Origin of the sequence: Sorangium sp. So ce296, assembly GCF_051529605.1 — a bacterium.
Lineage (GTDB): Bacteria > Myxococcota_A > Polyangia > Polyangiales > Polyangiaceae > Sorangium > Sorangium cellulosum_D.
This window is the reverse complement of record NZ_CP150325.1, coordinates 13,176,465-13,194,437: the sequence shown is the minus strand read 5'-3', so window position 1 is coordinate 13,194,437 and position 17,973 is coordinate 13,176,465. Positions and strand designations below refer to the sequence as shown.

Annotated in this window: 14 protein-coding genes; 9 read left to right on the top strand and 5 right to left on the bottom strand. The window is 71.2% G+C overall.

From position 1 onward, the window contains the following. Positions 1–5: 5 nt before the first annotated feature. A complete protein-coding gene (locus tag WME98_RS48745; protein WP_437339250.1) occupies positions 6–944 on the top strand; it encodes an LpxL/LpxP family acyltransferase in 939 nt (312 codons plus the stop codon). A gap of 168 nt (positions 945–1,112) precedes the next feature. Here WME98_RS48745 and WME98_RS48740 read toward each other — a convergent pair whose 3' ends face one another. The 3 genes from WME98_RS48740 to WME98_RS48730 form a co-directional block, all read right to left on the bottom strand. After that, the gene (locus tag WME98_RS48740) at positions 1,113–1,865 is read right to left on the bottom strand and encodes an ABC transporter ATP-binding protein (RefSeq protein ID WP_437948364.1); all 753 of its coding nucleotides are present in this window, start codon (positions 1,863–1,865) and stop codon (positions 1,113–1,115) included. Between the two features lie 43 nt (positions 1,866–1,908). Beyond that, the gene (locus WME98_RS48735) at positions 1,909–3,510 is read right to left on the bottom strand and encodes a hypothetical protein (protein WP_437948363.1); all 1,602 of its coding nucleotides are present in this window, start codon (positions 3,508–3,510) and stop codon (positions 1,909–1,911) included. Positions 3,511–3,780: 270 nt separating this feature from the next. After that, the gene (locus WME98_RS48730) at positions 3,781–5,031 is read right to left on the bottom strand and encodes an alpha/beta fold hydrolase (RefSeq protein WP_437948362.1); all 1,251 of its coding nucleotides are present in this window, start codon (positions 5,029–5,031) and stop codon (positions 3,781–3,783) included. A 93-nt stretch (positions 5,032–5,124) separates the two neighbouring features. Between WME98_RS48730 and WME98_RS48725 the strand changes: the two genes are divergently transcribed. Further along, complete coding sequence (locus WME98_RS48725) at positions 5,125–5,361, top strand: addiction module protein (protein ID WP_437948361.1); 237 nt, start codon at positions 5,125–5,127, stop codon at positions 5,359–5,361. Continuing rightward, entirely contained in the window at positions 5,358–5,666 is a 309-nt protein-coding gene (locus tag WME98_RS48720) for a type II toxin-antitoxin system RelE/ParE family toxin (RefSeq protein ID WP_437948360.1), read from the top strand. The genes WME98_RS48725 and WME98_RS48720 overlap by 4 nt, the downstream gene beginning before the upstream one ends. Before the next feature lie 143 nt (positions 5,667–5,809). On the opposite strand, the gene WME98_RS48715 is transcribed toward WME98_RS48720, so the two are convergent. Beyond that, positions 5,810–10,051, bottom strand: coding sequence for a metallophosphoesterase (locus WME98_RS48715; RefSeq protein WP_437948359.1), 4,242 nt, complete (start codon positions 10,049–10,051; stop codon positions 5,810–5,812). 938 nt (positions 10,052–10,989) lie between these two features. Between WME98_RS48715 and WME98_RS48710 the strand changes: the two genes are divergently transcribed. The 6 genes from WME98_RS48710 (at position 10,990) to WME98_RS48685 (ending at position 17,281) form a co-directional block, all read left to right on the top strand. Beyond that, positions 10,990–11,217 carry a hypothetical protein gene (locus tag WME98_RS48710; RefSeq protein WP_437948358.1) on the top strand — a complete coding sequence of 76 codons (228 nt, stop codon included), beginning with the start codon at positions 10,990–10,992 and terminating at the stop codon, positions 11,215–11,217. Between the two features lie 220 nt (positions 11,218–11,437). Beyond that, positions 11,438–13,225, top strand: a complete 1,788-nt coding sequence (locus tag WME98_RS48705; protein ID WP_437948357.1) for a serine/threonine protein kinase — start codon at positions 11,438–11,440, stop codon at positions 13,223–13,225. Beyond that, positions 13,218–13,829: a hypothetical protein gene (locus tag WME98_RS48700; protein WP_437339241.1), complete on the top strand. Its 612-nt coding sequence runs from the start codon at positions 13,218–13,220 to the stop codon at positions 13,827–13,829. The genes WME98_RS48705 and WME98_RS48700 overlap by 8 nt, the downstream gene beginning before the upstream one ends. 123 nt (positions 13,830–13,952) lie before the next feature. Beyond that, the gene (locus tag WME98_RS48695) at positions 13,953–15,314 is read left to right on the top strand and encodes a glutamine synthetase family protein (RefSeq protein ID WP_437948356.1); all 1,362 of its coding nucleotides are present in this window, start codon (positions 13,953–13,955) and stop codon (positions 15,312–15,314) included. Beyond that, positions 15,311–16,465 carry an iron-containing alcohol dehydrogenase gene (locus WME98_RS48690; protein ID WP_437948355.1) on the top strand — a complete coding sequence of 385 codons (1,155 nt, stop codon included), beginning with the start codon at positions 15,311–15,313 and terminating at the stop codon, positions 16,463–16,465. The genes WME98_RS48695 and WME98_RS48690 overlap by 4 nt, the downstream gene beginning before the upstream one ends. Before the next feature lie 177 nt (positions 16,466–16,642). Then, positions 16,643–17,281: a sterol desaturase family protein gene (locus tag WME98_RS48685; RefSeq protein ID WP_437948354.1), complete on the top strand. Its 639-nt coding sequence runs from the start codon at positions 16,643–16,645 to the stop codon at positions 17,279–17,281. Between the two features lie 348 nt (positions 17,282–17,629). Here the strand turns inward: WME98_RS48685 and WME98_RS48680 are convergent, their stop codons facing one another. Then, complete coding sequence (locus WME98_RS48680) at positions 17,630–17,944, bottom strand: hypothetical protein (RefSeq protein WP_020736665.1); 315 nt, start codon at positions 17,942–17,944, stop codon at positions 17,630–17,632. Positions 17,945–17,973: the final 29 nt, after the last annotated feature.

Sequence of the window (17,973 nt, the reverse complement as noted above, 5' to 3'; positions counted from 1 at the left end):
GCCCCATGCCTGGTCTGCGCGGCGCGCTCCTCTCCCGTTTACGACCTGACTCGGCCTTCTGGCGTCGCGCCCTCACCGCGGGCGTCACGCGCGGGCCGGAGCCCTGGGTGCGCCACAGCCCTCCGGTCTTCGGGGTGCTCTTCGCGGCCGCGCTCCCCGAGCTGCGCCGCCGCGTCGAGGAGAACCTGCGCCGGGTGCGCGGGCCGAGGTCGCGCGTCGCCGACGTGCTCGACAGCGCCGCGGTGTTCGCCACCTACGGCAGCTGCATCACCGAGGCGCTGCTGCTCGCGAGCGGCCGCGGTTACACGGTCGAGCGGCGTTCCCGGGGTGTCGAGCATTACCACGCGTGTGCTGCGGCTGGCCGGGGTGTCCTCATCGTCACGGCGCACACGGGTGGCTGGGACATCGCCGGCCAGATCCTGGGCGTGGTGCACCCTGGGGGTGTCATGCTGGCGATGCAGCGCGAACGGGACGCCGAGGCGCGCGCCATCCAGGACGCGGCGCGGCAGCGCGATGGCGTCCAGGTGGTGCACATCGGCGACGGGCCGCTGGACGCGTTGCCGCTGCTCAAGCACCTGCAGCGCGGCGGCGTCGTCGCGATGCAGCTCGATCGCGTGCCGCCCGGGATGCGCAGCCGGGAGGTCACCTTCCTCGGCGCCCGCTGGCGCGCGCCGGAGGGGCCGATCGCGCTGGCCGCGCTGAGCGGCGCGCCGATCCTGCCGGTGTTCACGCATCGCCTGGGGTTCCTCGAGTACGAGGCGGTCGTGGCGCCGCCGATCTGGCTCCCCCGCCGTCCGACCGAGGAGGAGCGGGACCGCGCGGCGGCCGAGATGATGGCCGCGATGGAGCGCTTCGTCCGGGCCCACCCCACGCAGTGGTTCCACTTCACCGGCGAAGGCCCCGTCGCCCCGGCGGAGAGCGGCTCGCCGCGTGATGGGGGGTGAAGCCCCCGAGGCGCGATGTGCGAAGCGAGGCATAAAGCCCCGTCCCCGCTCATCCGTCTCCAAACCAGCGTCGATGACCCCTTTCGATCATCGTAAAAGCCACGCTGGCAGGCCTCGCGATCTGGAACCTCGTTCAGACGATCATGGGTGAATGGCCAAGAGACACCTCTAGAGCGGCCCCTCGGTCAGCCCGTGGACGAACTGCCGCACGCGCGGATCGTCGCTCGCCTTCGCCTCCTCGGTGGTGCCGTCGAAGATGAGCCTCCCGCGGTACAGCATCCCCACCCGGTCCGTGACCGTGAGCAGCCGATCGAGGTCGCTCGAGACCATCACCACGGTCGCGTTCATCGCCCGCTGCTCCGCGCGCAGCAGATCGAAGATCCGCTGCGACGTCACCGGATCCAGCCCCGCCGCCGGCTCGTCGTAGAGGACGATCTCCCCCCGCGCGATCGTCGCCCGGGCCACGCCGACGCGCTTCTTCTGGCCGCCCGACAGCCCCGCCGGCGTCCGCTCCTCGAACCCCGCGAGCGACACCGCCCGGAGCCGCTCCGCGACGCGCTCCTCGATCTCCTCCTCGCTCAGGTCGTAGAGCCGGCGCAGCGGGAACGCGATGTTCTCCCCCACGGTCATGTAGTCGAACAGCGCGTTGTTCTGGAACAGCATCCCGAACTTGAGCCGGAACGTCTGCAGCTCCAGCTCGCTCAGCGCGTGCACGTCCTTGCCGTCGACGATCACGCGCCCCCGATCCGGCCGCAGGAGCCCGGTGATCATCTTGAGCAGCACGCTCTTGCCCGACGCGCCCGGGCCGATGAGGCCGTACAGGCAGCCGGCGGGCACGTCGAGGTCGACGCCCCGGAGGACGGGCATGCCCCCGAAGCTCTTCGTCAGCTGCTCGATCTGGATCATCGGTCGCGTGGACACGGCCGCCGCGGAGGGGGGCGTGCGCCCCCGCATCCTACCCCGGTTACTTCGAGGAGAACGTCGTCCGGGCCACATCGAGCCGCGGATGGGACGGGAACGACATCCCGCGGATCTGCCCGGCGATGCACGACGCGATGCCCGGGTTCGACGGGCTGGTCGTGACGGTGACGCCCACCGCGCGGCCGTTCTGCACGGCGGCGCAGACGTTCACGTCCATGGTCGACGGCACGCCGCACGCGTTCAGGTACGTGCCGCGGTTGAGCACGTTGCCGTAGGCGCCCGCCGTGAGATCGGCCGGACCGTTGTTGCCCAGCTTGTACTCCTCGACGTAGCGCGCCTGCGCCGCCTCACAGCTCATGCCGCCGCCGAGCGTCGGGTAGCTGCCGCCGCCGCTCGGCCGCGCCCCGCCGCCGGCGCGCGCCGCCTTCGTGCTGCCGAGGCCCGCGTCGACCTCGATCGCGACGCGGTCGGTCGCGCCCTGGACGGCGAGCTCGTGCTCCTTGTGGCTGCGCTCGCGGTACCACCAGCCCGCGCCCGCGGCGAGGATCACGCCCATCAGCGCCATCCCGAGCAGCGCCTTGTACTGCGTGCCCTGCTTCTCGGCCGTCACCACGGCGTCGAGCGCGCGCTTCTCCTGCACGATGTCCCGGTTCAGCTTCGCCTGCTCGGCGAACGGCGCGAACTCCTCCCAGTCCTGGATCGCGCGCTCGTCCCCGGAGAACGTGTCGCGCAGGACCTGGTCGCCCGTGAAGGAGCCGGACGCGATCTGCTGGAGCAGCTCCACGGACGAGAACGGCCCGTGGTCCATGCCGTCCTTGATGACGACGTACCGCGGCCGCGGATCGGACTCGAGCGCGGCCTTGAGATCCGCGAGCTTGCGCGTCGGATCGTCGCCGCGCAGGCGCGGCGGCTGGTGGACCGGGATCGCGACCGCGAACGGCCCGTCCCCGGTCACCGCCTGGATCTTCGGCAGGGACGGCGCGGACGGGACGCGCGGCTCCTCGGGGTGGCCGTTCGGCGGCATCATGGAGAGGTTGATGTCGACCTCGAAGTCGCCGTCGCCGTCGAGGTGCGACGTATCGGCGCTCGGCGGCTGCTCCGAGGCGGCCGGGGCGATCTGGTAGAGCGCCTGCGCGAGGGCGGCGAGGTCCGCCGGGCGGTGGCTCGGATCGGCCACGAGCGACTTGCCGAGCACGGTTTCCAGCGCGGGCGGCAGGTCGGGGACCACGTCGGCCGGGCGCCGCATCCCTGGGCCCACGCTGCTGTTCGTGAGCAGCTCGTAGAGGATGGCCCCGATCGCGAAGACGCTCGCGCGCGCGTCGCCTTCGCTGCCCTTGCGCTCCTCGGGCGCGAGGCACGCGCGGTCGCGCGGCAGGAGGGGCGCGGTGTGCGCGAGCTCCTCGATGAGCTGGAGCGCGCCGCCCGCGCCGTAGCCGAGGGACGAGGGGTGAACGAACATGGTCCGCCCCTGCGCGTGCAGCTCGTGGAGCTGCGTGCAGAGCGGCACGACGAGGCCGATGGCCTCGCGGACGTCGAAGCGGCGACCGGTCGCGCGGCGCGACTCCATCTCGGCGCGGAGCGTGCCGGGGGGGACGGACATCCCGACCGGCAAGGGGGTGAGGATGGACTGGACCTGAGCAGACATCGGGGAGCAACACTACGACAACACGCCGGCTCCGCTCAACGCCGCACCGCAACGTTGCAGTGTCGACGTGCAGAAGAGCCCGGCGCGCACGTGGGATGAGCAGTGAGAGCGTGCGCTTACGGCGTCAGCGTTCGAGTGTGCGGATTCGGCGCCGATCAGCGTCCTTGAACGCGCGTTTGCATTCGTTGAGCGCGCGGCGGCGTCAGTCAGCGAGCCTTTGCGTCGAGCGGCGTGCGGGTGCGCTGGCCAGCGCGTGTTCGCGTCCGCCGGTCAGCGTCCGGCGGGGCCCGTCTGTGTCGCGGGGCGCTCGACGGTCGGGGTGTCCGCGCCGATCGCCAGGACGTGGCCCGCGAAGAAGCGGAGCAGATCGGCCTCGCGCGATTTCGGCCAGCGCGCGTGGTTGATGGCGCCCTTCTTGGCGGAGCAGCGGTTCCTGAGCGCACAGTGGGGCTCGTCCCTGCTGGCCTCGTCGAGGCGCAGGAACGCGGTCTGCGCGGAGGCCGCGTCGCGCGCGCGCAGCCACCTTTCGACCGACTCGCACGAGAACATGTCGTCGCAGGCGCGGTAAATCGCCATCGCGGGCGGCGGCGGCCCGGGGCACGCCCACTCGGCGGGCGGGGCGTCGCTGCCGAAGGTGGCGAACGCCGCGACGCGGTCCGCGCGCATCATGGCGTACGTCGCCGCCATGTGGCCGCCGTAGGAGGCGCCGAGCGCGTAGATGCGCCGCCGGTCCACGAGCTTCTTCTCGAGCAGCTGGTCGACGAAGGCGTCGACGGTCGCGACGTCGACGTTGTCCTCGCCGGTGAACTCGACGTCGAACGGCGCGATCGGCGTGTACGTCTTCGTGCCGCGCTCGCGCTCGGCCTGGCTCGGCGTCTTGAAGGCGCGGCCCTGGGGGGCGAGCACGATGAAGCCCGTGTGGGCGGGGTCGCCGGTCAGGTTCCACGTGGCGCCGAGCTTGCGGAGGCCGGTCTCCTTGTCGACGCTCGTCGGGTTGTCGCCGTCGGCGTGGAAGAAGACGATGAGCGGCAGCGGCGCGCGCGTCTCCACGCCGCTCGGCGCGATCACGCAGGCGTAGCGGGGCGATCCCTCGGCGTCGCGCGTCTCCAGCACCTGGGCGCCGCGGCACGGCGGCCTGCCGAGGGTCTTGCGGAGCTCTCGCCCCGGGCGCCCCTGCTCGGCGACGCAGCTCCCTTCGCTGGGCGGCCTCGCCGCGGGCGGCTTCTGCGGCGCCGCGGCCGCGCTCGCCGGACCGGCGGCGCGGGCGCCGGCGTCCTGTCGCGCCGTCGGCTGCGGCTGCCCGCCGTCGGCCGCGGCTGCGCCGGCGTCCCGCTCGAAGACGCCGAGCAGGTCGCCGCCGTCGACGCTGGAGGAGGGCGTGGAGCACGCCGAGCACGCCGCCGCGAGCGACGCCGCGGCGCTGGCGAGCGCGGCGGCGAGCGCGGCGCGCAGGCGCCGGGGGCCGGGAGGGGCCGGCGTCGAGGTGCGCCGGGCGCGGCGGCCAGGTCGAGGTCGAGGCACGGGCGCACTGTAGTACCGCTGCCGTGCCGATCTAGCCCGGCGTGGCTCGACGGCTCGATCCGGGGTGCAAGCGGAGCTACGCTGGACACGGCCATGGCTCACCCGACCCAGGATATCCTCGCTGCCGCGCTGTCCCTTCCCGAAGGAGAGCGCCTCAGGCTCGCGTCCGAGCTGCTCGCCAGCGTCGAGGAGCCGTACGACGACGCCTGGAGCGCCGCGTGGCTCGAGGAGCTCGAGCGCAGGGAGCAGGCGGTGCGCGACGGCGAGAGCGGGGGGGATGCGTGGGACGCGGTTCGAGCGCGGGTGCTCGCGCGACTGGGCGCTCGTTGACCCGACCGATCCTCGTTCGAGTCGATGCGCAGGCCGAGCTGGACGAGGCTGCGGGCTGGTATGAGCGGCGCCGTCCCGGGCTCGGGATCGAGTTCGTGATGGGCATCGACGCGGCTCTCGCCGCCATCGCCGAGGCGCCCGAGTCATGGCCTCGATGGCAGGCTGGTTATCCCTATCGAAAGTATGTCCTGCGCCGTTTCCCTTTCGTCGTGTTCTTCACGGCAGAAGGCGCTGGTATCCAGATCGTCGCGTTCGCTCACGCGAAGCGGCGGCCGGGGTACTGGATGAGACGCTCGAGCCAGTGAGCGATCTCTCGGTCTCCATCCGCCCGCGATCTGATGCGCGGTTGTCCGGTGAGGCGGCCATCCGAGAGCTGCGCGAGACATTTCCCTATATCGGCAAGAATCGCGGGCAGATGCCCCGGGATCGTTTGGGCCTAGCACGCGGCTCAGCTCAGAAGGCCGTGGTGCTGCTGGATCCGGCGGATCTGGTCAGCCTCTGGAATACCTAGGCCGACCGCGCCGGCGTAGGCGAGTTCGAGGAGGCCGCGGGCATCGCGTCGGTCGCCCGCGGCGTTGCGTGCGAGAAGGTTGAGCGCAACCTTGACGCGCGTGATGAGGACGTCCCGAGTGGCACCGAGCCGCTCGAAGACGGGAAGCTGTTCTTCTCGGCGAATGCGCAACGCCTCGTCGAGCTGACCTCGGACCTGGGCGACGTCGGCGATCCTGCCCAAGGTCATGGCGCGCGAGCGCACGTCCCCCAGCTGCTCGAAGACGGGAAGTAGCTCTTCTCGGCAAATACGCAGCGCCTCGTCGAGCTGACCTCGGACCTGGGCGACGTCGGCGATCTTGCCTAAGGTCACGGCGCGCGAGTGCACGTCCCCGAGCTGCTTGAAGACGGGAAGCAGTTCTTCTCGGCGTATGCGTAGCGCCTCGTCGAGCTGACCTTTTGCTTGGGCGATATCGGCGATCCTGCCCAAGGTCATGGCGCGTGAGCGCACGTCTCCGAGCCGCTCGAAGACGGGAAGCAGTTCTTCTCGATATATGCGTAGCGCCTCGTCGAGCTGACCTCGGATCTGGGCGACGTCGGCGATCCTGCCCAAGGTCATGGCGCGCGAGCGTACGTCTCCGAGCTGCTCGAAGACGGGAAGCAGTTCTTCTCGATACATCCGCAGAGCGTCGTCGAACTGACCTCGGACCTGGGCGATGTCGGCGATCTTGCGCAAGGTCATGGCGCGCGAGCGCGCGTCCCCGAGCCGCTCGTAGACGGGCAGCTCTTCTTCCCGGCGTATGCGTAGTGCCTCGTCGAGCTGGCCTCGCGCCTCGAAGATGTCGGCGATCTTGCCCAAGGTCATGGCGCGCGAGTGGACGTCCCCGAGCCGCTCGTGGACGGGCAGCTCTTCCTCTCGGCGTATGCGTAGCGCCTCGTCGAGCTGACCTCGCGCCTTGAAGATGTCGGCGATTTGGCCCAAGGTCATGGCGCGCGAGCGCACGTCCCCCAGCCGCTCGTAGACAGGCAGCTCTTCTTCTCGGCGTATGCGTAGCGCCTCGTCGAGCTGACCTCGCGCCTCGAAGATATCGGCGATCTTGCCCAAGGTCATGGCGCGAGAGCGCACGTCCCCCAGCCGCTCGTAGACGGGCAGCTCTTCTTCTTGTCGCATGCGCAGCGCCTCGTCGAGCTGACCTCGGGCCTGGGCGATGTCGATGATCCTGCCTAAGGTCACGGCGCGTTCGCGCACCTCGCCGAGCCGCTCGAAGACAGGCAGCTCTTCTTCTCGGCGTATGCGTAGCGCCTCGTCGAGCTGGCCTCGCGCCTCGAAGATGTCGGCGATCTTACGCAAAGTCCTGGCGCGCGAGCGCACGTCTCCGATCCGCTCGTAGACGGGAAGCAACTCTTCTCGTCGTATGCGAAGAGCCTCCTCGAGCTGGCCTCGGGCCTGGACGATGTCGGCGATCTTGCCCAAGGTCATGGCGCGCGAGCGCACGTCGCCGAGCCGCTCGTAGACGGGAAGCTCTTCTTCTTGTCGTATGCGCAGCGCCTCGTCGGGCCGGCCTCGGGCCTGGGCGATACCGGCGATCTTGCCCAAGGTTACGGCGTGCGAGCGCACGTCACCCAGTCGTTCGAAGACGGGAAGCAGTTCTTCTCGTCGTATGCGCAGCGCCTCGTCGAGCTGGCCTCGCCCCTCGAGGATATCGGCTCGACAGTCCATGGCGAGCGCGGTCCCCCGCTCGTCCCCTCTGTCCCGGTCCACTGCCCACTTCTGCTCTGCCGCCTCTAAAGCGCTGTCCATGGCGCCCGCGCTCCGCGCCACGTTTGCCAGTGTCCAGAGCAGGCCGGACCGTTCCTTCGGGTCGGTCCGCTGCCCGAGCCCCCGCGTGCAGAACGCCATCCACACGTGGAATGGGCCATTCAGTATCGCGTACTGCGACCCTGCCCGCTCCACCCGCGCCACATCCTCCCCGCGCACCCGTTCGAGCCATGCCGAAAGCGTCCCCGCTTCGCATGTCACCTCCTTCCATGGTTGTTCCGCCTTCGCCCGCAACCGTTCCACGAACCATTCCGTCATTCGAGCCAGCACCGCGGCCTCATCCGCGCCCCATCGTAGCCACTCCGCGAGCAACGGGTGGATGCGCCAGGCATCGTCCTCCCGCTCCTCCGCTGGCATCACGAGGGACAGCTTTCCCGCGGTGTTCATCAACCGGGCGAAATCCACTGCGGAGAGCCCGGCGAGCGCCTCACCGAGGCTTCGCCCGAACCCGCCGAGCGGCGCATGCCCCAGCGCACGCAGCCCCGCGACAAGCACGTTCGCGTCAGCCCCAAGCTGCCTGCCGAGCAATGCCAGCGACAGCGAGAACGTCCGGTGTAGGTTCGCCCGCCGTGGATCCTCCTGGCTCAGCCTGTCGTCCGGGTGGTTCGGATCGAGATCGAACCCGCTCCTCCGCAGCTCGTCGAGGAACGTCCCCGCATCATATCCGCCCTCGCGCAGGTACCCGGCGGCGAGATGCAGCGCCAGCGGCAAGCGTCCGAGCTCCCGCACGAGACGCCGGAGCTCTTCCCTCTTCCCTCGCACCCGCTCAGGCGGAAGCTCGGCCTCGAGCTGCTCCAGCGCCGTCGGCTCGTCGAACTCCGGTACCGGAACGCGCGCCCAGCCTGCACCGTTCCCAAGCCCCTTGTAGCGGCCTGTCACGATCATCGGGCAATCCCGCAACCACCTCGCGAGCCGCACGACCGCGCCCGCCGCAGCCTCGCTGTCGACGTTCTCCACGCGGAGGAGCGTCAGCGGCACACGCAGCCGGTCGCGCACGCGCGCAGCCATCTCCTCCGGCGGCGCGCGCAGGGACAGCTGATCCGCGATGTCCCCAAGCAACGCGGTCGAGAGCGGCTCCGCCGCACGGCCCTCTTCCGGCTGGAGCGCGACGAGCACCGCCCCGCCCGGGAAATCGCTGGCCCGGTCGAGCCGGAACTGCTCCGCGAGGTACGACTTGCCCACGCCCGGCATCCCCTGTACCGCGCAGATCGCTGCTGGCTTGCGCTCGCCCGCGCTGGGCAGTAGCGCCTCGGCGATGCGCTGCAACTCCTCTCTCCGCCCGACGAAGACGCGGCCACGCGTGGAAGGAGGGGGTGGAGGCTCGGACGGTGGGCGCACCATCCAGGTGAGGCGGCCGTTAGGCGCCTCTGCGTACAAGCTTCCATCATCGAACCAGAAGCCCGCCTGGCGATCGGAGAACCCACGCAGCCGCACGTCGTAGCGCTTCGGCCTTCCCGCTGCGTCCACCGTCACATCGAAGAGGTGGCAGGCGTTCCGCCAGGTATTTCCGAGGCTCCCCTCGTAGAGGCACCCGGCCGCGACCTGCCGCAATATCTGCCCGGGGCCCACCCACGCGGCGATCTCTTCGCGATGCAGGTGTCCGCGCAGGACGAGATCCACGTGCTCAGCGAGCAGATCGCGGCAACTGTCGGCGTCGGCGAGATCCGTGAGCGGATGGTGCATGAGCGCGAGGCGGAAGCCCGACAAGGTCTTGCCGTGCTCGTCCGTGGCGAGGCGCGCCACCTGACCCTCGGTGAGCAGGAGGCTGCCGCTGTCCGCGTTGTCGCCGCAGAGCCACGCCGAGTCGAGACCGATGACCTGCACGTCGAACGGTAAGCCAGGCACGCGCACGCGGTAGCCGAGGCGTCCGTGCGGCGAGCGATCCGGCAAGAGGGCCTCACGCCCGATGGACGACAACCACGTACGGAAGGCGGCTCCGCGCTCGAGGATCTGCTCGCGCTGCTTGTCCCGCAGGCCCCGGGGCGCCTTGCCGCCCTGGAGCCAGCGCGACCTCTCGATCGCAGGTACGTCGAACAGCAGGGAGCGCAGCTTCTTCCACGCAGCCTGGTTCGTCCTGCGATGGATGTCGTGGTTCCCTGGTACCACGAAGAACCGCTCTTTCGGCACGTGGAGCCGCCCGAGCGTCGCCTCCACGAACTCCGTCGCTGGCCCGTACTCCTCCGAGGTTCCGTGGTCGGCGACATCTCCGGTGAAGCAGACGAGATCGATCGGGATCCCATCCTTCACGAGGTCGTCGAGATTTCTCTCCCACGCCTCGCCGAGCACGCGCCGCCTGCGCCATGCCTCCGTTTCGCGCGGTCCGCGCACGTGGAGATCCGAGATGTGCAGGACTCGCAACCTGTGCTCGCGCTCTTTGGCCATGCTCCCTCTGCCGAGGGTATCAGGCCGCGGCGTCGCCTTCAGGGAAATCCCTCAGCGATGCCGCCTTCGCACTGCCCAGTGCGTCGACTATCGGGCTCGGCGCAGGACTGCGAAGCAACGCCAGCTGCAGGCAGCGGTCTTCGCCGACTCGCCCCCATCGAACTTAGGTTGAACGTCCTCAGGGAGCAGCTGCTGCCCTTCTCAGGCAAAGGGGGTTGAGGTCCCGGGTCTGCCAGGAAAACGAGCCGTAGCCGCGCTCGGCGCGAGTTGGAATGCGGCAGGCGCCCCCTGGCGGCGTATCGACGTAAGTTATCTTACTCGAAGGTGCCACCGGGAGGCGTTCGGCGCGAGTTGGAATGCGGCAGGCGCCCCCTGGCGGCGTATCGACGTAAGTTGTCTTACTTGAAAGTGCCACCGGTAGGCGATCGACGCGAGTTGGAATGCGGCGAAGCGCCGCCGGGTGGCAATTCGAGTAAGATGCCTTACCTCAAGGTGCCACCGGTAGGCGCTCGGCGCGAGTTGGAATGTGGCGAAGCGCCGCCGGGGGGCAATTCGAGTAAGATGCCTTACCTAAAGGCGCTACCGGGCGGGGATTCTAGTAAGATGCCTTACTTCGCGTCGCCGCCGGGCGGCGATCCTGACAGCTCGACGACGAGGCCTGCGCCCGCCTGCAGCATTCCGGCGCTCGGGCACCACGCGTCCCGCAACCCGGGTCGGCCTGCGGCCTGCCCGGAGATCAGACGAGCGGGCGCCGCCGGTGCGCTCGTCCTCGAGACAACGTCGCCGAGGATCCTCTCCACCTCACCCACGGCCACCCGTCAGACCCATCCGCGCGCGACCCGCGTCGGCATCGTGCCCGCCGCGGACGAAATCGCCCCCGCGGGCGCCGCCGGGTTGCGGGGGGGCGCTTCATGGCTAGGCTGGTCCGCGGTCCACCCATGACGCCCTTCGATATCCTCGTCGGCACCGCGCTCGCGGCGCTCCTCGCTTTCCAGATCTACGTCACCGTGCGCGTCTTCCGAAGCCGCGTCTACGAGACCAAGCAGAAGGTCTGGCAAGCGCAGCTCGTCTGGCTGCTGCCGATCATCGGCGCCGGCCTCGTCTTCTCGATCCTCCAGGAAGAGGACAAGGCCCACCGCGACGCCTCCTCGCACCTCCGAAGCTGACCCAGCGCCTCCGGCCGCGCCGGCGGCGACGCCAGCCGTCACGCGGAACACGCAGAACAACCGGCCGCGCTCCCTTCTCCGTCCTCCGCGCCCATCTGGCCACCTCGGCGCATCCCGATGACCGGCTGCGGCATCGGCACGCGGGATCGGCACAATCGAACAGCAAAATTCGGTTTCGCCCTTCGGTCCAGCGGCGCCGTGCGCTATGGCTCAGGGGAGCATGGCGGACGACGTCTTCGGCATCGTCGGGACCACGCAGGCGGGTAATTTCCACGTCGAGCAGGTGGTCGCGGAGGGGGGATTCGGCGTGGTGTACCGCGCGATCCATGGCGGCTTTCGCGCGCCGGTCGCCCTGAAATGCCTGAAGGTCTCCGAGGCGAAGACCCCGCGCGAGCGCCAGCTCTTCCTCGAGAAATTCCGCGAGGAAGCGCAGCTGCTCTTCCGGCTCTCCGCCTCCATCCCGGAGGTCGTCCGCCCGCTCCACGTCGACGTGCTGCACCTCAAGCGCGGGGAGTTCGTCCCCTTCCTCGCCCTCGAGTGGCTGGAGGGCGAGTCGCTCGACAAGGTCATCGATCGGCGCAGGCTCAAGGGGGAGCCGCCGATCCCGCTCCACCGGCTGATGAAGATGATGCGCCCCATCGCGCAGGCGATCTCGCGCGCGCACCGCTTCCCGAGCCCGAACGGCACGGTGTCGATCATCCACCGCGACCTCAAGCCCGAGAACATCTTCATCACGACCCAGGAGGGGACCGAGCGCCTCAAGATCCTCGACTACGGCATCGCCCAGGCGAAGACGCTGGCCGAGCAGGCCGTCGGCCGGGTCACGAACGGCGACCCGCTGAACGCCTTCTCGCCGGCGTACGGCGCGCCGGAGCAGTGGGCGCCGAAGCGGTTCGGGCAGACGGGAACCTGGACCGACGTCTGGGGTCTAGCGCTCACCATGGCGGAGGCGCTCGTCGGGCGGCAGGTGATCGATGGCGAGGCGCAAGCCATGATGGGCACGGCGCTCGACGTGAAGCGCCGGCCCACGCCCCGGACCGAGGGCGCGAACATCCCGCCGGAGGTCGACGCGGTGTTCGAGCGCGCGCTCGCCGTGAGCCCGCGCGACCGCACGAGGGACATCGAGACCTTCTGGACCGAGCTGGAGGCGGCCATGGGGCTCGCGCCCACCTTCGGGCGCGCCGCCGCGCTCGAGGACGCGTACTCCACCCCGCCGCCGCCCTCGTCGTCGATGCGCGCGGCGGCCCCGCAGGTCAAGCGCGCCGGGCACGTCTGGCTCGACACGCCCAGGGACACAGGGTCGCTCGAGATCGATCTCGACGTGGCCCCCGCCTCGATGCGCTCGCCCCGGGGCGGCCGCCGGGACGGGCCCGCGAGCAGCGTGCGCCCGGCGCCGCCCTCGGACTCGGCCGGGCTCGAGATGGATCTGCCCGAGGCGCCGCAGAGCACGCGGGGCCGGGGGGTGGGCGCGCTCGCCGCCGACGTGGTGCCCGGGAGCGCGCGAGGCCGCGGCCTCTGGGACGAGCGCGCCGGCTTCGCGGAGGCGACGCCCGTGGGCGCGCTCCCGCGCGGCGGCGGGATGGAGAGCGCCCCGCCGGGCCTCCACGCGCGCGGCGGCGGGATGATGGAGAGCTCGCCGCCGCTGGAGGTGGCGCTCGGCGCGACGCCGCGCGCGACGTCGCTGGCGCCGGCCGCGGTGCGCCCGCTGTCGGACCTGCCGTCGATGAGGTACCGGCCGTCGGCGCGCCCGCCGGCGCCGGACGCGCGGCCGCGCCCGCCGGAGCCGAGGCCGATCGCCGCCGGGCCGAGCCTCCTCCAGCAGCTCGCGCTGCCCGTGGCCTGCATCGTGTTCGCCTGCGTGGTCACGGTCGCCGACCTCATCATGAAACGATCGGGCGAGGTGCTGAGCTTCGGCCCGGTGCGCTCGTTCTGGGTCGCCGGCGTGCTGCTCCTCTTCGGCGTCGGCCTGTTCTTCTGGCGCATGCTCGGAGACGCCGGCGATGCCTGACCAGGCCCACGGGAGCGCCGCGGAGCGGCGCGCCGAAGAGAGCGTGTCGGCCCGCTTCACGCGGATCATGAACGCGTCGACCTCGCGGTGGGGCGTGCTCACCGATCCGCCGCTCGTGGCGCTCGCCTCGGGCGCGCTCCTGCTCGCGTTCCTCGCGGCGCTCGGCCGCGACGCGGGCCCCTCGGTGGCGCGCGCGCTCGGCGCCCTCGCGCTCGCGCCGATCGCGGTCGCGCTCGCCGTCAGCGTGGCGCTGCGCGGCGCGCGGCGCGCGGTCGTCGCGTGGCTCGCGCGCCAGCCGTTCCCGGTGGAGAACCTCAACGCCGTGCTGAACGGCCTGGGCGAGGCGCTGGAGGTCACCTTCGCGGGCGCCGTCCCGGACGCCGCGGAGCTCAACGTCGAGCTCGACAAGGTGCACCCGGACGCGTTCGTGACCGGGGGCGTCGAGGACGCCCGCACGCTGGACATCCGCATCGGCGTCGTCGACTCGAAGCGCAACCCGGCCGCGACGAACCACCAGCGCTACGCGCGCGTCCGCGAGCTCGTCGAGCGCGTGCTCGTGCCGCTCGCGGAGCGCTACCCGATCCAGAGCGTCCGGGTGAAGTGAGCGCGCGCGCGGGCAGACCGCGCGCGCGTCCGGCGCATGTCCGGGAGATGCCGCGGGGACGTCGCCCGGGGCCGGCGCGCGCGCTTGCCCAGCGGCCCCGTACCCCTGCTATCGTCGCGGCCCATGACCGCCTCGACCTCCGAGAAGCTCCTCTCCGATCTGGAAGCGCGGGGCATCACCCGCGCCAAGATCGGCGGCTTTGACATCGACGGCCTCCTCCGCGGAAAGTACGTCTCCCTCGAGAAGCTGAAGAGCGCCCTCGGGAGCGGCTTCGGCTTCTGCGACGTCATCTTCGGCTGGGACATCGCCGACGTCCTCTACGACAACACCAAGGTCACCGGCTGGCACACCGGCTACCCGGACGCGCACGCGGTCCTCGACCCGAGCACGCTCCGCGACCTGCCGTGGGAGCCGAACACCGTCGCGATGCTCGCCGACTTCCGCGACGAGCGCGGCGCCCCGCACCCCGCGTGCCCGCGCTCGCTCCTCAGGAGCGTCATCGCGAAGGGCGAGCGGATGGGGATCTCGGCGAAGTTCTCGTGCGAGTTCGAGTTCTTCCTCTTCGAGGAGACACCGCGCTCGCTGCACGACAAGCGCTTCGCCGGCCTCACGCCGCTCAGCCCCGGCATGTTCGGCTACTCGTGGGTCCGCGAGGGCCAGAACAAGAAGCTCATGGCCGCCATCCTCGACCAGATGCGCGCCTTCGACGTCGAGATCGAGGGCCTGCACACCGAGACCGGCCCGGGCGTGTACGAGGCGGCGATCCGCTACGACGACGTGCTCCGCGCCGCGGACAAGGCCGCGCTCTTCAAGGTCGCCATGAAGCAGATCGCCCACGAGCACGGCCTCTCGGTCACGTTCATGGCGAAGTGGAACGCGGACCTGCCCGGCTCGAGCGGCCACCTGCACCAGAGCCTCTGGCGGGACGGCAAGAACATCTTCGACGACGCGTCGTCGCCCGACCGGCTCCCGCCCGCGCTGCGCCACTACGTCGGCGGCCAGATCGCGCTCATGCCCGAGCTCACGGCGCTCTACTCGCCCACGATCAACGCGTACAAGCGGTACGTGCCCGGCGTCTGGGCGCCGCTCACCGCCAGCTGGGGCGTCGAGAACCGCACGGCGGCGATCCGCCTCATCGGCCTCGGCACGCCCGGCGCGCGCGTCGAGTACCGCCAGACCGCCGCGGACATCAACCCGTACGTCGCCATGGCCGCGTGCCTCGGCGCGGGGCTCTACGGCATCGAGCACCGCGTCGAGCCGCCCGCGCAGGCCTCGGGGGACGCGTCGAGCGCCGAGTCGTCGCGCCTCGCGCTGCCGCGCTCGCTCGCGGAGGCGACGCGGCTGCTCGCGGGCAGCCAGAGGGCCCGCGAGATCCTCGGCGAGAGGTTCGTCGACCACTATGTCCTGACGCGCGACTGGGAGGTACGGCAGTACGAGCGCGCGGTCACGGATTGGGAGCTGAAGCGCTACTTCGAGGCGGTGTGATCATGAGCCAGTTCACGGTTTGGAGCTTTCCTACACGCATCCTCTTCGGCGCCGGCGTCGTCGAGCAGACGGGCGCCGAGGCGCGCCGGCTCGGGGCGACGAGGGCCCTCATCGTCACGGACAAGGGCGTCGTCCGCTCGGGTCTGCTCGAGCCCGTCGCGGCCTCGCTGCGGAAGGAGGGGCTCGAGGTGGCCGTCTTCGACGACGTGCTCGGCAACCCGGTCGAGAAGAACGTGCACGACGGCGTCGCCGCGTTCCGCGACGCCCGCGCCGATCTCGTCGTGGCGCTCGGGGGCGGCTCGCCGCTCGACGTCGGCAAGCTCGTCCGCCTCGGCGTGAACCACGATCGGCCGCTCGTCGACTACGACGACGCCACCGGCGGCGATCGCTTCATCACGCCGAGCGTCCCGCCGATGCTCGCGATCCCCACGACGGCCGGGACCGGCAGCGAGGTCGGCCGCTCGGGCGTGGTGACGCTCGACGTGAACCACCGGAAGACGGTGATCTTCTCGCCGTACCTGCTCGCCAACGCCGCGCTGCTCGACCCGGTGATGACGCGGTCGATGCCGGCGTTCCTGACGGCGGCCACGGGCTTCGACGCGCTCACGCACTGCATCGAGGCGTACGTCGCGAAGGGCGATCACCCGATGGCCGACGGCATCGCGCTCGAGGGCATCCGCCTCGCCGCCGCGAACCTGGAGCGCGCGGTGACGCACGGCGACGACCTCGAGGCGCGCGGCGCCATGATGAAGGCGGCGATGATGGGCGCCGTCGCGTTCCAGAAGGGGCTCGGCGCGTGCCACTCGCTCGCGCACCCGCTCTCGAGCGAGTGCGGGCTGCACCACGGCCTCGCCAACGCGCTCTGCCTCCCGCCGGTGGTCGAGTTCAACGTCGCCGCGGCGGCGCCGCGCCTCGCGCGCGTCGCGGCGCTCCTCGGCGCCGCCGAGGACGCGGCCGCGTGCGCCGACGCCATCCGCGCGCTGCGCGCCCGCATCGGGCTCGCGGCCGGTCTCGAGAAGGCTGGGGTCTCGCGCGACAAGCTCGACGCGCTGGCCGATCTCGCCGCGCAGGACGCTTGCCACACGAGCAACCCGCGCCCGTGCTCGCGGAACGACCTCCGCCACCTCTACGAGGCGTCCTTCGCGGGCTGACGCGCGCGGCGCGCGGCTGTCCGGGCGCGCGACGCGCGCGCGTCGCCGCCTGGAGGGGGCGCCCTGACCCGCATCGAGCGCGGCGGGGAGCACGGCCATTTCCCGGCATCCGCCGATCCGCTGGGCGCCGGCCTACCTCTGGCCGACAATGGATAAATGAGGTAGCAGGGGTGCACGATGACGGGCACCACCACCGAGCGCACCGCGCGTCCTGCGACCTGCCAGATGTTCGAGACGCCGCTCATCGAGCGATTTTCGCGGATCCACCCGATCACGCCGTTCGCCTTCTGGCTCCCGGTGCTCGGCTACCTGGGCGTCCGCGCCGCCGGGTTTGGTGTCGGCCTCTGGTCCGGGCTCGGCCTCGTGCTCGTCGGTCTGTTCCTGTGGACGTTCGCCGAGTACGTCCTGCACCGCTACGTGTTCCACTACGTCGGTCCGCGCCTGTGGCAGCGCCGGATGCACTTCGTCCTCCACGGGGTGCACCACGACTTCCCGCAGGACGCCGACCGGCTCGTGATGCCGCTCGGCGCCAGCATTCCCCTCGGCGCCGTTTTTTACATGCTGTTCCGCGCCGTCTTCGGCCCTGTCCCCGCGGATCCGTTGTTCATCGGCTTCAGCCTCGGGTACCTCGTGTACGACGGCACCCACTACGCCATTCACCACTTCCGCATGAGCTCGCGCTGGGGGAAGTGGATCAAGCGGCATCACATGGTCCATCACCACACGGGAGAACGCGCGCGGTGGGGCGTGTCGTCGCCGCTCTGGGACTGGGTCTTCGGGACGATGGGCACCTCGCAGCCGGGAAAAGGCAGCTGAGCGGGAGGGCGGCGCGCGCGCCGATGCGCGCCGCGGAGGCGCCGATGCGCGCCGCGGAGGATCGTGAGCGGATGGGAATGGCCCCGGCGCGCGGCGGGTTGAGGGGCCATGATTCGGTCGCGTTTGCACGCTTCCGCCTCCGCGAGGGACGCGGCGCAGCAGCCCGGCGCTGAGCTGCGGGCGCGTCGGCGAGGGGAGGGGGACGCGGGGTCGCGTCGACGTCGTTCGCCGGCTGCGCGCGCGGGCGGCGAGCGGCGCCGGCGCGGCGCCGCAGGGGCGCGGCGCATCGGTGGGCGGGATGAACGGATCGAGGGGATCGGGTCGAGGAGAGCGCGGCGCCGCGGGCCGTCAGGGCGCGGGCGTCGTGCCGGAGGGGGCGAGCCCTGCTGCAGGCGGCGCGTCGGGCAGCCGCCTCATCGCGCCCGCATAGAAGGTGCGGAGCGTGTTGCGCCCGCAGTAGGGGCACAACCACGCCACGTCGAACCGGTCGAGGTGGGCATTGATGCTGTGCGCAGGAGCGAGCTCCTTGTCGGCTTCACCGCCGGCCGACCGGCCGCGGGGAGCCCGGGTGGCCCACCCGGCGGTGACGTGCCGGTGCTCGTCCAGGGTGGCTGAGAGGCTTGCCTGGCACTCGCAAGGTGTGGAGATGAGAAACCGACTCATGCATGACCGTCCTTCGTAGATGTTTCCGT

What these genes read in the sequence shown, in the direction of transcription:
- WME98_RS48725 (WP_437948361.1), top strand. Translation starts at nt 5,125, where the DNA reads ATGGCTCACCCGACCCAGGATATCCTCGCTGCCGCGCTGTCCCTTCCC.
- WME98_RS48715 (WP_437948359.1), bottom strand. Translation starts at nt 10,051, where the DNA reads ATGGCCAAAGAGCGCGAGCACAGGTTGCGAGTCCTGCACATCTCGGAT.
- WME98_RS48680 (WP_020736665.1), bottom strand. Translation starts at nt 17,944, where the DNA reads ATGAGTCGGTTTCTCATCTCCACACCTTGCGAGTGCCAGGCAAGCCTC.
- WME98_RS48705 (WP_437948357.1), top strand. Translation starts at nt 11,438, where the DNA reads ATGGCGGACGACGTCTTCGGCATCGTCGGGACCACGCAGGCGGGTAAT.
- WME98_RS48710 (WP_437948358.1), top strand. Translation starts at nt 10,990, where the DNA reads ATGACGCCCTTCGATATCCTCGTCGGCACCGCGCTCGCGGCGCTCCTC.
- WME98_RS48700 (WP_437339241.1), top strand. Translation starts at nt 13,218, where the DNA reads ATGCCTGACCAGGCCCACGGGAGCGCCGCGGAGCGGCGCGCCGAAGAG.
- WME98_RS48695 (WP_437948356.1), top strand. Translation starts at nt 13,953, where the DNA reads ATGACCGCCTCGACCTCCGAGAAGCTCCTCTCCGATCTGGAAGCGCGG.
- WME98_RS48735 (WP_437948363.1), bottom strand. Translation starts at nt 3,510, where the DNA reads ATGTCTGCTCAGGTCCAGTCCATCCTCACCCCCTTGCCGGTCGGGATG.
- WME98_RS48745 (WP_437339250.1), top strand. Translation starts at nt 6, where the DNA reads ATGCCTGGTCTGCGCGGCGCGCTCCTCTCCCGTTTACGACCTGACTCG.
- WME98_RS48685 (WP_437948354.1), top strand. Translation starts at nt 16,643, where the DNA reads ATGACGGGCACCACCACCGAGCGCACCGCGCGTCCTGCGACCTGCCAG.